The following is a 12972-nucleotide window of genomic DNA, read 5'->3' on the forward strand; positions in this document are numbered from 1 at the left end:
GAGGCTCGGATGCCAACCATACGCCAACTGCCGACCAGCGTGGTCAACAAGATCGCTGCTGGCGAAGTGATCGAACGTCCGGCGAGCGTTGTTAAAGAATTGATGGAAAACTCGGTCGACGCCGGCGCGACGCGCGTCGACGTAACGATCGAGCATGGCGGCTCCGAATTGGTGCGCATCGCCGACAACGGTTGCGGCATCGCCGAAGATCAGTTGCAACTGTCGGTCGCTTCCCACGCGACCAGCAAGATTTTGGACGCCGACGATCTGTTTCATGTCGGGACGCTCGGGTTCCGCGGAGAAGCGCTTGCTTCGATCGCCGAGGTGAGCCAGTTTCGGTTGCGCAGCCGGATTCCAGACTCGGATGCGGCGGCCGAAATGTACATCAACGGCGGCCAACTGGTCGAAGTCACCCCGTGCGGCGCGGCGGTCGGCACGACGATTGAAGTTCGTAATCTCTTCTTCAATACGCCGGTGCGGAAGAAGTTCTTGCGAACGACGCAGACCGAGTTCGGTCATTTGAGCGAAGCGTTTACCCGCATCGCGTTGGCGTTTCCGCATGTCCATTTTACGCTGAAACATGGCGCTCGGCAGATCTACGATTTGCCCCCTAGCGACAATTGGCGCGAGCGGTTGGCGGCGTTCTTTGGCGATGAAATCGCAACCCATTTGATTCCGATCGATAATGCGGACGACACGATTCGGCTGTCCGGCTACGTCGCCGATCCAAAATTCAATCGCGGCAACAACAAGATGCAGTTCTTGTTTTTGAACGGCCGACACATTCGTGATCGCGCGTTGCAGCACGCGTTGTCCGAAGCTTATCGCGGCTTGCTGCTCACGGGGCGCTATCCGATTGCGTTCCTGCGCTTGCAGATGCCGCCAGAGATGGTGGACGTCAACGTCCATCCCACCAAGCTGGAAGTTCGTTTTCAAGATAGCGGCCGTATTTATAGTCAGTTGCTGGGAACTCTGCGGACCAAGTTTCTCTCGACCGATTTGACCGCGACTTACAAGCCGGTCGACAGTAATGAGCGAAGCGACGATGAACGTCATGGAGCATCCAGCGGCGGCGGCAATATCAACGGACACGATGTCGAGACCGCGGCCCGCATGCGCGAAGAATTGGTCGCGTGGGCCAAAGGGCAATTGCCGGCGGACGACGAAGAACTGCGTGAGCGTCGGAGCGTACAGGAGACGCTCGATCTCGATTTTCGTTCACAGCGTCACCCGCCACTAGAGTTGAGTCGGTTTGATCGGGACGCACTGGCCGCTTCGCCGGCGCGTAACAATGGGCATCCAGGCGAATCGGCTCGATTGGACGCTCCTCACGAAACGCCGCCGCAACCGACGCCGGGTCGCGCGTTACAATTGCATCGCCGCTATCTGGTGACCGAGACGCCTGAGGGGATGGTGGTGATCGATCAGCATGCGTTGCACGAACGAATCTTGTACGAAGAATTTCGGGAGAAAGCGCTGGCAGGTCGCTTGGAAACGCAAAACCTGCTCGCTCCCGAGACGATGCAACTGTCGCCGTCCGAGTTTTCGGCGGTGATGCAAGCTCAAGAGCCGCTGGCTCAGCTTGGGTTTCAGGTTGCTTCGTTTGGGGGGGATACGATTCTGATCAGCAGCTATCCGGCGATACTCGACCGTCGCAAACCAAGTGAGACGTTGCGCGAGATGATCGATCACCTGGTTGGTGACGGAAAACGACCTGATCGGCGTGATTTGCTGGATGAACTGCTGCATATGATGTCCTGTAAAGCGGCGGTGAAGGCCGGAGATCGCCTTTCCGCCGAAGAAATCGACGCTTTATTGGAACTGCGGCACCTGTGCCAAGACGCTCATCATTGCCCGCACGGGCGCCCCACTTCGCTGGTTTTTACGAAAGAAGAGCTTGATCGGCGCTTTGAGAGGATTTGATCCGAGCGCCCAGGCAAGCCAAAATAGAGGATTCGACGAATGCCGGTGGAACAGCCCCCCATACAAACTGTTGGTACTTCTCCCTCCATGATCTGCGTCAGCATCGGCCGCGGCCGACATAAACATATCATCGCCGAGCATCGACATCTGGTGGATCTGGGCGTCAAGCTGGTCGAGCTGCGCCTCGACTACATCAACGGCACCATCAAGCTGAAGCGTCTGTTGAACGATCGGCCAGGTCCGGTGCTGATCACCTGTCGGCGTGAGCAAGACGGCGGTCGCTGGGCCGGGATGGAAGCGGAACGCCAGATGGTGCTGCGTACGGCGATCGTGGACGGGGCCGACTATGTCGACATCGAAGAAGACATCGCCGCCAACATTCCGCGCTACGGTTCGACCAAACGAATCATCAGCTATCACAACTTTCGAGAGACGCCGGCCGACATCGAAGAAATTCATGAGCGGATGTGCAAGCTCGATCCCGATATTGTCAAGCTCGCGACGATGGCCAACTCGCCGCACGACAACATTCGGATGCTCAAACTGGCGCAGCGGAATGACGTTCCGACCATCGCGCTCTGCATGGGAGACATGGGAACGCCGACGCGCATCCTGGGCGCCAAGTACGGCGTACCGATCACCTACTCGACTTACTCGAACGAGCGAACGCTCGCGCCGGGGCAGATCGGCTATCAGCAGATGCGCGAGGTTTACGGCTACGACCAGATCAACGCCGAGACCGAAATCTTTGGCGTGATCGCTGATCCGATCGGGCATAGTTTGAGCCCGCAGTTGCACAACGCCTGCTTCCGCGAGCAAGGCGCGAATCGTTGTTACCTGCCGTTCCGCGTGCCCAGAGAGCACCTGGCTTCGTTCATCCAAGAGGATTGTCCGGCGCTGGAGATCAAAGGTTTGAGCGTGACGATCCCGCACAAAGAAACGATCGTGCGGATGATCAAAAAACCGAACGCCGCCGTTCAAGGAATCGGCGCCGCGAACACGGTGTTGTTCAATGAAGGAGGCCCGTCCGGTTTCAACTCCGACTGCGACGCGGCGCTGGCCAGTTTGGCGACGGCGCTTCCGCAAGATGTCGCTAACCCTTATGAAAATAAAACGGCGTTGGTGCTGGGCTCTGGTGGAGTCGCCAAAGCGATCGCCTGGGGATTGAAGAATCGGGGCGTCGACGTGATCATCGCCAGCCGCACCGACGAAAACGCCGACGATCTGGCCAAAGGTTTGGGATGTCGCATGGTCTCGTGGGAAGATCGCGGCCTGGAGCGGGTTGACATCTTGATCAACGGCACGCCGGTCGGCATGCATCCGAACGTCAACGAATCGCCGATCGACAAAGTTCGTCTGCGCGCCGGTATGGTCGTGTTCGACACCGTCTACAATCCTGAACAAACGTTGTTGATCAAAGAAGCGCGACAGCGCGACTGCAAGGTGGTGACCGGCGTCGACATGTTCGTGCGTCAGGCGGCGCTGCAGTACCAGCTGTTCACCGGCGTTGAGCCGTCGCGCGATCTGATGCGTGACACGCTGAAGAAAATCACCGGCGCCGTGAAAGCGAGTTAGCGGATGAATCTGGCGCTGGTGGGATTTCGCGGAGTCGGCAAATCGCATGTCGCCCGGCTGCTGGGCGAGCGTCTTGGTTGGCCAGTCGTCGACGCCGATGTCGAGCTTCAGCGACGCGCGCAGCGCACGATCGCTCAGATTTTCGCTGCCGACGGCGAACCGGCGTTTCGTGATCTGGAAACAGCCGTGATTGCCGATCTGATGCAGCAAGATCAGCAAGTCATTGCGCTCGGCGGCGGCGCCGTGTTGCGTGCGGAGAATCGAGCCGCGATCCAGACGAGCAGCTATACGGTTTGGCTGACCGCCGCTGCCGAAACGATCTTGGACCGCATCTCGGCGGATGCGGCGACCGCGGCGCAGCGTCCCCGTTTGACCGACGCGACGCCGCTGGCGGAGATCGAACACTTGTTGCAGATTCGTGAGCCGTTGTATCGAGAAACGGCCGATGTGATCGTCGATACCCAGCAGCAGACGCCAGAAGAGGTTGCTTGGGAGATCTACCAATTTTTCGCTCCTTTGATCGAGTCGGCGTCTTAAGCCGCAAGGATACGCTGACGTGAACGCTTGGCTCGCACTACCGATCGAACTGCGGATGTTGCTCCTGTTGCTGACCGGCGCGATTGCCGGCGGCCAGATCAATCGAGCGATCTATCGCTTGCGATCCAGACCCGCGAGCATCGATCCCTGGACGCCCAAATTGGACCAGGCGCCGGCGCGGTCGTGGTTCGATCGAATCCCGATCTTCGGCTGGCTGTCGCTTAGTCGCGAAGTTCCGCTGCATGGCGGCTACTACTGGATTCGCCCCCTCATGATCGAACTCTTTTTCGCGCTCTTCACGCCTTACTACTACTGGATCGTGGTTAGCGGCGAGCTGGTTCCAGAGATCATCATGACCCCGGCGGCCAACATGCAACCAGCGCTGCATGCGACATTCGTGAGTCACATAACGCTGATCTGTTTTATGGCGGTCGCTACGTTTATCGACTTTGACGAACGATTGATCCCTGACGAGATCACGATCCCCGGCTTTCTATTGGGACTGATCTTCGCTGTGGCGCTGCCGATGTCGCTGCTGACCGTTCCCGATCCTCCTATTTCTTACGTACCGGTCACTTTTGACGGCACGATTAACGCGGCGTTTCTGCGGCTGACGACCGGCGCCGAAGAGTGGCCTGCCTATTTGAATGGCCCCGCCGGTTTGGCGATCGCGCTGTTGCTCTATTTCGGCTGGTGGTTTGCGATTAGCCCCAAGATCCTCTGTTGGCGCAAAGGGTGGAAACGAGGCTGCGACTTTTTTGTCGGCAGCATGCGTCGCTATGCGTTGACTCCGTTCAATTTGGGACTGTTGGCGATTGGACTGATCGGGATCACCGCCGTCTGGTCGATCGCCGCCAGGGAAAACTCTTGGCAAAGCTTGCTCTCGGCGCTGGTCGGGATGGCGTTTGCCGGAGCGTTGGTCTGGCTGGTGCGGATCTTCGCAGGCGCCGCGCTCGGACGCGAAGCGATGGGGTTTGGCGACGTCACCTTGATGTTCATGATCGGCGCCTACGTCGGTTGGCAGCCGGCGATCGCGATCTTCTTTCTGGCGCCGATGATCGCTTGTCTGTTTGCGGTCATTCGCTGGCTGACGACCGGCGATGTCGCGCTGGCGTTTGGACCCTATCTTTGCTTCGGGACGTTATTCCTCTTTTTGTACTGGCCCAGCTTTTGGCAACAATACTCGCCGATGTTGGTGCTGGGATGGATTTTGCCGGCGATTTTTCTCGCACTGCCGGTCGCTGTCGGAATGATCCTCTGGCCCTGGCAAATCTTCAAAGAACGCGTGCTGTTTCGGGATTCGTAAGTTCTTCCCAGAAGGCAGGGGCAAACCAAGGTTGGACCGGATCGGACAAGGTTGGATCGGATCGGACAAGGTTGGATCGGATCGGACAAGGTTGGATCGGATCGGACAAGGTTGGATCGGATCGGACAAGGTTGGATCGGATCGGACAAGGTTGGATCGGATCGGACAAGGTTGGATCGGATCGGACAAGGTTGGATCGGATCGGACAAGGTTGGATCGGATCGGACAAGGTTGGATCGGATCGGACAAGGTTGGATCGGACCGCTGCCTGATTTTTTGGGGAAGCTGCTCATTTTGCGCAATAGGTAGATTGGGATCTCTAGGAAGAATGCGATTGTCGCATCTGGCTCTGATTGTTTGTTCTTAAAATGCTTTCCTAAGTCTAATTAAATGCTAAGGATTTTGCAATACTTAAGGGTGCTGGTCGCATGTTGCGCATCGTCGTGGCCAAATTTCGCCCCGCAGGTGCGTGAATACAAGCTATGTTTGCGGAGGAGAACTGTCTGATGCTGCGCCTTCCCTTCGAAACGATCACCAACCTGACGGCTAGCGCCGAAGTGGTGCGCGCTCGCCGGTATGGTTTGATCGTGGCGCGTGAGTCGCAGTTGGAAGCGATTCATTTTCGCCCTTGGCCGAAGTGGATTTCTCGCCTGGAGGTCGCGACGATCGGCCGGTACGTTCACCAGCGAGCCGCTAACGACCGTTGCTGGCTCTACTACAACGCGCCGCTGACGGCGCCTGGGTTTTTGTCGCTGGTCTACGTGATCTCCGGCAAGCAGACGACTTGGCGAACGTTTCGCTGCGCCCTGGAAACGCTGGACGAAGTCGCGCGTCTGCGACGAGCGGCGGCGATTGTTACCGATGTTTCCAATCCGCAAATAAGCGAGCGGAATCTCAAGCGGAGCGGTTGGGAGCCTCACTGTGCGCATCTGCCAGGACGCAATTTCATCAAGCGTTTCTATGGCGAATACTCGACTGCCGCCGATCAGGAAACGCTAGCGTCGCATAAAACGACCTTGCCGGCATAAAGCATGCTTGCTACGATCCGCCCCGCTGGCCAGATTGTCTCAAGTTTCGAACCTGATTTGCCGACACGATGTTCCGCTTTGTCGCCTCCCTACTGTTGATCGCCTTCGCCGCCGGATGTACCGGTGACGCCGCGCTACGTCAGCAGGCATTGACCGCTCAGCAGCAACAGCAAGCCCAAATCGCCGAGTTTCAACGGCGAGCCTCAGGCTTGGACGCAAATAATCAAGATCTGCACGCGCAAATCGCGCAGTCGCAGCAGCAATCCAAGATCTTGCAAGACGAAGTCGGTCTGCTGAAAAAACAGCTGCGTGACGCCGGCGAACAACTGACGCAAGCCCAACAGCAAATCGCGTCGGCCAAGCAAGAGAACACCACGCTGTTGGCGTCGACTCGGCAACGGGGCGGCGCGATGATCACGCCGAACAACAGTCTGCAGCAAAGCGTTTCGCAAATTCAAATCTCGGGCGCCCAAGTCCGTGTCGACGGCGACCTGATTCGCATCGAGATTCCGGCCGATCAGATCTTTATGACCGGCACCAATACGCTGCATCAAAACGCCTATGCGACGCTCGACCAGGTAGCCAACGCGATTCGTCAACAGTTCCCCCGCAATTTAATCGGGGTCGAAGGACATACCGACAATCAGGCGGCGTCGCCGCCGTTCGCGTCGCAGCATCAGCTCTCGGCCAGCATGGCCCAAGCGACTTTTGACCAACTGGTAGCTCGCGGGCAAGTTCCGCCCAATCGAATGTTTGTGGTAGGGCACGGCGGCAATCATCCGGTCGTTTCCAACGCGACGCCTGCCGGTCAGGCCCGCAATCGCCGGATCGACATTGTGATCTATCCCGAAGACGTCGGCTCTTAAAGCCGCTCTAACGTCATTTTTTGCGCCCCGTTTTGACGCCTGACGATAACGGCCGATTCCAATTACAATGGACCGGTCGTCTGCCGAACATTTTGCGCTAGAGCGCGTCTGTTGGGCGGGGCCAGTCCGTTGAAGGCGTATCCAATAGCGAGCCGCGATGATCACGATTATTGACTACCAGATGGGCAACCTGCGAAGCGTGCAGAAAGCAATCGAAAAGGTAGGTCACCAGGCGGTCATCAGCAGCGACGCCCACGAAATCGCGCAGGCCGATCATCTGATTCTGCCGGGCGTCGGCGCGTTTGAAGATGCGATCGCCGAGATCCGCCGCCGCGATTTGGTCGGTCCCATCCAGGATCACCTTGCCGCAGGCAAGCCGCTGCTGGGGATCTGTCTTGGGCTGCAAATGCTGTTTGACGTCGGTTACGAAGGGGGCGAGCACGAAGGACTCGGAATCGTGCCGGGCAAAGTGGTGCGGTTTCAAGTTCCACGCGAGCTAAAGGTCCCCCATATGGGCTGGAACCAGGTGACGTTTCGCCACAAGCCGCCGATCTTTGCCGGGATCGAAGAACAGACCCACTTCTATTTTGTCCACTCGTACTATGTCGTCCCGACCGACGAAGCGGTTGTCGCGATCGAAGCGACCTATGACAAACCGTTTTGTGCGGCGATCTGGCGCGACAATCTGGTCGCAACCCAGTTCCATCCCGAGAAGAGCCAGGCCAGCGGATTGCAGGTCTTGAAGAACTTCGCCGAGTGGAATCCGTCGGCCTAAAAGGGCGCTTGCCTGGCGCCATCAACGGTGACTTTGGCGCATCGCTAGGGGGCAAATACTTGTCGCTCCGCCCTTTGTGTGAGATATTTTAGATAGCGACGCCCTACGGGGATTTGGGGAAGTTACGTTTTTTGAAATCGCCGGCGCCTAGAATTTTTCGTAGCCCGAAGCGCGAGCGAGGGAAATCCATTTGTCTACTTCGAATCGTATCAGAATGGCCGAGCGATTATCCCTCACTATCGCTATTTGCAATTCACGATCAAGCGAACTCGAATCAAGAACCGTATCGACATCAGCCGCACGGCGTTAGCCGCGGTTTCTGACAGGAACCGATTGTCGACCGAAAATTGGAGACAAAAACCGCGGCTAACGCCGTGCGGCTGATTTTGCGGGAGAAGCCGAAGCGACAGGCGACTATTTTTTCAGCTTGCTGAAAAGCGCAACTTCAAAACGCGGATTCGCGCCGATTTATTCACATAGCTTGATATAGAAAGCACCGACGATATGCAGATTTGGCCCGCCATTGATCTTCGCGGCGGAAAATGCGTTCGCCTACAACAAGGCGACTACAACCGAGAAACGGTGTTTGGCGAAGACCCAGCCGAGATGGCCCAACGTTGGTCCGATCAAGGGGCCGAATGTCTCCATCTGGTCGATCTCGACGGCGCCAAAGAAGGCCAGGTCAGCAATCGCACGGCGATCGCCGAAATCTTAAAAGCGGTCCAAATTCCGTGCGAGCTGGGAGGGGGAATCCGCGACGAAGAAACGATCCAAACGTTGCTCGATCTGGGCATGGCCCGCTTGGTGATCGGCAGCAAAGCGGTCAGTCAGCCTGAGTGGTTTGAAGAGATGTGTCTGCGTTATCCTGGTAAATTGGCGCTCGGGATTGATGCGCGCAACGGTCTGGCGGCGACCGATGGTTGGCTCGAAACGAGCAACATGTCCGCGATCGCACTGGCCCAAAAATACGAACACCTGCCGATTGCGGCAGTCATTTATACCGACATCGCGACCGACGGCATGATGGCCGGTCCGAACGTCGCGGCGATGGCCGAAATGAAAGCGTCGATTCGCTTTCCGGTGATCGCCTCTGGCGGCGTGACCACGGTAGACGATGTCGCCCAATTGGCGACCGCCGGCTTGGATGGCGCGATCGTTGGACGAACGCTTTACGAAGGAAAAATGACTGTCTCAGCTGCGGTAGATGCAGCTCGAGCAGCCCTTTTATAGCCCAGGAAAGTTACGTCACCCCTTTTTTCACAAGCGACGTAAACCAAGGAGCAACTCAACCGCCGCCTTCCGCTAGACGCAGCATTCCCGGGCCGACCGTGGCGAGTTTTTGACCGCACCGGGCGATCGGCGACTCGCCAAGTCCTCCACCCCCGTCGAAGGAGTCTTGGTATGTCTACCCGTCTTGAGGCAAGCGTTCGCGATATTGTGTTGTGCGGTCATGGTTCGTCTGGCAAAACGAGCCTGATTGACCGCATTCTCGAAACGACTCACGAAGTCGAAGGCCGCCATAGTGTCGATGACGGCACCAGCGTCACCGACTTTGAACCTGAAGAAAAGCTGCACCACTATTCGGTCGAAGCGGCGCTTGCTCACTTCCGCCATCGCGGGGTTCGTTTTAACTGCATCGACGCTCCCGGCTATCCCGACTTTATCGGGCAAACCATCTCGGCCATCCGCGGCGCCGACACGGCCGTGATTGTGATTGACGCGCATGCCGGCATCGCCGTCAACACGCGTCGCGTCTTTGCCGAAGCCGAGCGTGCCGGGCTGGGACGAATCATCGTCGTTAACAAAATGGACATCGATAACGTCGACTATCCGTCCTTGCTCGATTCGATTCGTCAAACGTTTGGTTCGCAGTGTATCCCCTTCAACGTTCCCTGCGCTAAGGATGGGCACTTCGATCGCGTCGTCGGCGTAATGGATGACGGGGCCGAAACAAGCGGCGCCTTGGTCGATCCTCGCTCTTATCGAGAACCGCTGGTCGAAGCGGCGATCGAAGCGGACGAAACCTGGATGGAGCGTTACTTTGACGGCCAAGTCCCCAGTCGGGGCGAATTGGCCGATTTGATTCCTCGCGCCGTCGCCGCCGGCGTCTTGGTTCCGATCGTCAGTTGTTCAATCAAGACCGGGGTCGGATTCGCCGAACTGCTTGACGCGATGGTCGTTTGCTCGGTTCCTCCGTCGCTGATGCATCGCAGCGCCTTGGGGCCCGATGGAGAGCCGATCGAACTAACCGGCGATCCCAGCGGACCTTTGGCGGCGCAGGTTTTCCAAACGCGGATCGATCCCTTTGTACAAAAGCTGTCGTACATCCGGGTCTACAACGGCACGCTGCACAAAGACGACACGATTCACTTGAACAACGGCAGTCGTAAAGGAGTGAAGCTTGGCCAGTTGCTGGAAGTGCAGGGCTCCGAGCTACGTCCGGTCGATGAAGCGCAACCCGGCGATATCGTCGCCGTCGCCAAGATCGAAGACTTGCATACCGGCGTCAATGAAGGAGACCTGAAACTGCCGGATATCAATTTCCCCGAACCGATGGTCGGCGTCGCGATTCGCCCGAAGAGTCGCAACGACGAGGCGAAACTGGCGGCGGCGTTGCACAAGCTGGTCGAAGAAGATCAAACGGTCCGTGTCGAGCATGATCCGCAAACGCACGAAGTGGTGCTGCGCGGGATGAGCGATTTGCATCTTTGCCTGCTGCAAGAGCGACTCGCGCGGCGCGATCATGTGGAGATCGAAACGCACGAGCCGAAGATTCCCTATCGCGAAACGATCATGCGCGAAGCGGAAGGTTCGTATCGGCACAAAAAACAGACCGGCGGCCGCGGGCAATTTGCCGAAGTGCATATCCGCATGTTTCCGCTGCCGCGTGGAACCGATGTAGAGCAGTTCGCCACGAAGTCTCGTTTTCCCCATATGAAGCGCCGGCACTATCACTCGGACTTCAACTTCCTGTGGATTGATTCGGTCGTGGGAGGAGCGATCCCAGGTAACTTTATGCCGGCGATCGAAAAAGGATTTCTAGAACGGCTGAACCAAGGAGTCTTGGCCGGCTGCCAGATTCAAAACGTCGGCGTCGAAGTTTACTTTGGCAAGTTTCATCCGGTCGACAGTTCGGAAACGGCGTTCAAAATCGCCGGATCGAAGGTGTTGCGAGATGTCTTCAAGCTGGCGCATCCGGTCTTGCTCGAGCCGATGGCGGACCTGGAGATTACCGTTCCCGAATCGAACATGGGAGACGTGTACAGCGACCTATCAACCCGCCGCGGTCAGGTGATGGGCGCCCAAAACGCAAGCCCTGGCTATCAAACGGTTAGCGCGGTCGCGCCGCTGTCGGAGGTGATGTCGTACGCGCGCACGCTTTCGAGCATGACCGGCGGGCAAGGATCGTACAACATGCGATTTAGCCATTACGACGCCGCTCCGCCCAACCTGCAAGAGACGATCCTGCGGCAGTCGGGCCAAGTCGAAGAAGACGATTCGTAGCCGATTTTCACCGACTGTTAACCAACCCAACAGCCGCCGGCAATGACAGTCCCGGCGGCTGAACGTAGCAAAACAGGTTAAACTTCGCTTACGTAGAAAGACGAAGAAAAATGCGCCCCTTTGTCTTCCACGGCGGCGAGGCGTAAGATAAATCAAATTGCCTGGTCGGCATACTTGCTCCGTTTTTCCCAAATTGGTACGTCATCATGTGCCCCGCGTCGCATCGTTTCTGTTGTCGCTGTTGTTGTTTGAGCTAAACGCCCAGACGTCCGAGATGTTCTCGGCCGCGCTCGTCTCGCCCACAACGCTCTCTCGCCGACACAGGAAACGCAGCCATGGCTTCCGACGCTAAACTGAAAGAAGACCTTCCTTCACTGACCGACCGTATCGTTGCGACTTACAAGCAGATCGGTACGATCAACCATCTTGGTCATTGCCCGTTGCCGAACTACGAGATCATCATCTCGGCGCTGGAAGACCTGAAGGAAATCATCTACCCCGGCTATCGTCGTCGCGAAGGCCTGCACATGGGGAACATCACCTATCATGTGGGCGATATCATCGACGGTCTGCATGACAAGTTGACGACGCAAATTGCTCGCGCCTTACAGCATGACGAACGTCTGAAACGCGAGCGGGGCGAATGCGACCCCGACGAGAAGACCGACTACGAAGCGAAAGGTCAGGCGATGGCGATTGAGTTTCTCAATCGTCTGCCGAAGCTGCGCGATCAACTCTCGACCGACGTGCAGGCCGCCTACGACGGCGACCCCGCTTGCCGCAGTTTAGACGAAGTGATCTTCTGCTATCCCGGCCTCGAAGCGGTTTCGGTCTTTCGCATCGCGCATGAGCTTTACACCCTGGGCGTGCCGTTCATTCCCCGCATGATGACCGAGTGGGCCCACAAGCAAACCGGCATCGACATCCACCCAGGCGCGACGATCGGCAATTACTTCTTTATCGATCACGGCACCGGCGTCGTGATTGGGCAGACCTGCGAGATCGGCGAGCATGTCAAACTGTATCAAGGAGTGACCCTCGGCGCGTTATCGTTTGATACGGACTCGGACGGCAACCTGGTCCGCGGCATGAAGCGGCATCCCACGATCGAAGATCATGTGGTGATCTACGCTAACGCCACGGTCCTGGGAGGTCGAACGACCGTCGGTCACAACTCGGTCATCGCATCCAGCGTCTGGCTGACTCGCAGCGTCGATCCGCACACGACCGTGTTGCTAGAAAAACCGCGACTCCGCCTGCGCAGCGAAACGCCGCCGGAAGAAATCTCGGAAGAAGTCAACTTCCAAATCTAAGAGCGACGTTTTCGGTCACAATAGCGTAGGGAAGGCCGTGCCTGCCGAATGGATTCTCCTGCGATTCCGGCAGTCCTACAACTACTCTTCGTAGCCCCCTGCGCCAGCGAGGGAATACGGTTCGCCACTTCAATCCGTGTTAGGA

10 protein-coding genes are annotated in these 12972 nt (G+C 57.6%); all 10 read left to right on the top strand.

The window, feature by feature from the left end:
- The first annotated feature begins 9 nt into the window (after window positions 1-9).
- The 10 genes from mutL (at window position 10) to M4951_RS07370 (ending at window position 12827) form a co-directional block, all read left to right on the top strand.
- Window positions 10-1923, top strand: coding sequence for a DNA mismatch repair endonuclease MutL (mutL, locus tag M4951_RS07325; RefSeq protein WP_262025830.1), 1914 nt, complete (start codon window positions 10-12; stop codon window positions 1921-1923).
- An 87-nt stretch (window positions 1924-2010) separates the two neighbouring features.
- Entirely contained in the window at window positions 2011-3498 is a 1488-nt protein-coding gene (gene aroE, locus M4951_RS07330) for a shikimate dehydrogenase (RefSeq protein WP_262025831.1), read from the top strand.
- A gap of 3 nt (window positions 3499-3501) precedes the next feature.
- Window positions 3502-4035: a shikimate kinase gene (locus M4951_RS07335; protein ID WP_262025832.1), complete on the top strand. Its 534-nt coding sequence runs from the start codon at window positions 3502-3504 to the stop codon at window positions 4033-4035.
- A gap of 19 nt (window positions 4036-4054) precedes the next feature.
- The gene (locus M4951_RS07340) at window positions 4055-5341 is read left to right on the top strand and encodes a prepilin peptidase (protein ID WP_262025833.1); all 1287 of its coding nucleotides are present in this window, start codon (window positions 4055-4057) and stop codon (window positions 5339-5341) included.
- A 506-nt stretch (window positions 5342-5847) separates the two neighbouring features.
- Window positions 5848-6369, top strand: a complete 522-nt coding sequence (locus tag M4951_RS07345; RefSeq protein ID WP_262025834.1) for a hypothetical protein — start codon at window positions 5848-5850, stop codon at window positions 6367-6369.
- Between the two features lie 68 nt (window positions 6370-6437).
- Window positions 6438-7235, top strand: coding sequence for a flagellar motor protein MotB (locus M4951_RS07350; RefSeq protein WP_262025835.1), 798 nt, complete (start codon window positions 6438-6440; stop codon window positions 7233-7235).
- Between the two features lie 157 nt (window positions 7236-7392).
- Entirely contained in the window at window positions 7393-8010 is a 618-nt protein-coding gene (gene hisH, locus M4951_RS07355; RefSeq protein ID WP_262025836.1) for an imidazole glycerol phosphate synthase subunit HisH, read from the top strand.
- 504 nt (window positions 8011-8514) lie between these two features.
- The gene (gene hisA / locus M4951_RS07360; RefSeq protein ID WP_262025837.1) at window positions 8515-9240 is read left to right on the top strand and encodes a 1-(5-phosphoribosyl)-5-[(5-phosphoribosylamino)methylideneamino]imidazole-4-carboxamide isomerase; all 726 of its coding nucleotides are present in this window, start codon (window positions 8515-8517) and stop codon (window positions 9238-9240) included.
- Between the two features lie 171 nt (window positions 9241-9411).
- Window positions 9412-11514, top strand: a complete 2103-nt coding sequence (locus tag M4951_RS07365) for an elongation factor G (RefSeq protein WP_262025838.1) — start codon at window positions 9412-9414, stop codon at window positions 11512-11514.
- 335 nt (window positions 11515-11849) lie between these two features.
- Window positions 11850-12827, top strand: a complete 978-nt coding sequence (locus M4951_RS07370) for a serine O-acetyltransferase (RefSeq protein ID WP_262025839.1) — start codon at window positions 11850-11852, stop codon at window positions 12825-12827.
- Window positions 12828-12972: the final 145 nt, after the last annotated feature.

Origin of the sequence: Blastopirellula sp. J2-11, from assembly GCF_024584705.1 — a bacterium.
In the GTDB taxonomy this organism is placed as follows: domain Bacteria; phylum Planctomycetota; class Planctomycetia; order Pirellulales; family Pirellulaceae; genus Blastopirellula.

Coding starts and splice junctions, on each gene's coding strand:
- mutL (WP_262025830.1), top strand. CDS start 10: ATGCCAACCATACGCCAACTGCCGACCAGCGTGGTCAACAAGATCGCT.
- aroE (WP_262025831.1), top strand. CDS start 2,011: ATGATCTGCGTCAGCATCGGCCGCGGCCGACATAAACATATCATCGCC.
- M4951_RS07335 (WP_262025832.1), top strand. CDS start 3,502: ATGAATCTGGCGCTGGTGGGATTTCGCGGAGTCGGCAAATCGCATGTC.
- M4951_RS07345 (WP_262025834.1), top strand. CDS start 5,848: ATGCTGCGCCTTCCCTTCGAAACGATCACCAACCTGACGGCTAGCGCC.
- M4951_RS07350 (WP_262025835.1), top strand. CDS start 6,438: ATGTTCCGCTTTGTCGCCTCCCTACTGTTGATCGCCTTCGCCGCCGGA.
- hisH (WP_262025836.1), top strand. CDS start 7,393: ATGATCACGATTATTGACTACCAGATGGGCAACCTGCGAAGCGTGCAG.
- hisA (WP_262025837.1), top strand. CDS start 8,515: ATGCAGATTTGGCCCGCCATTGATCTTCGCGGCGGAAAATGCGTTCGC.
- M4951_RS07365 (WP_262025838.1), top strand. CDS start 9,412: ATGTCTACCCGTCTTGAGGCAAGCGTTCGCGATATTGTGTTGTGCGGT.
- M4951_RS07370 (WP_262025839.1), top strand. CDS start 11,850: ATGGCTTCCGACGCTAAACTGAAAGAAGACCTTCCTTCACTGACCGAC.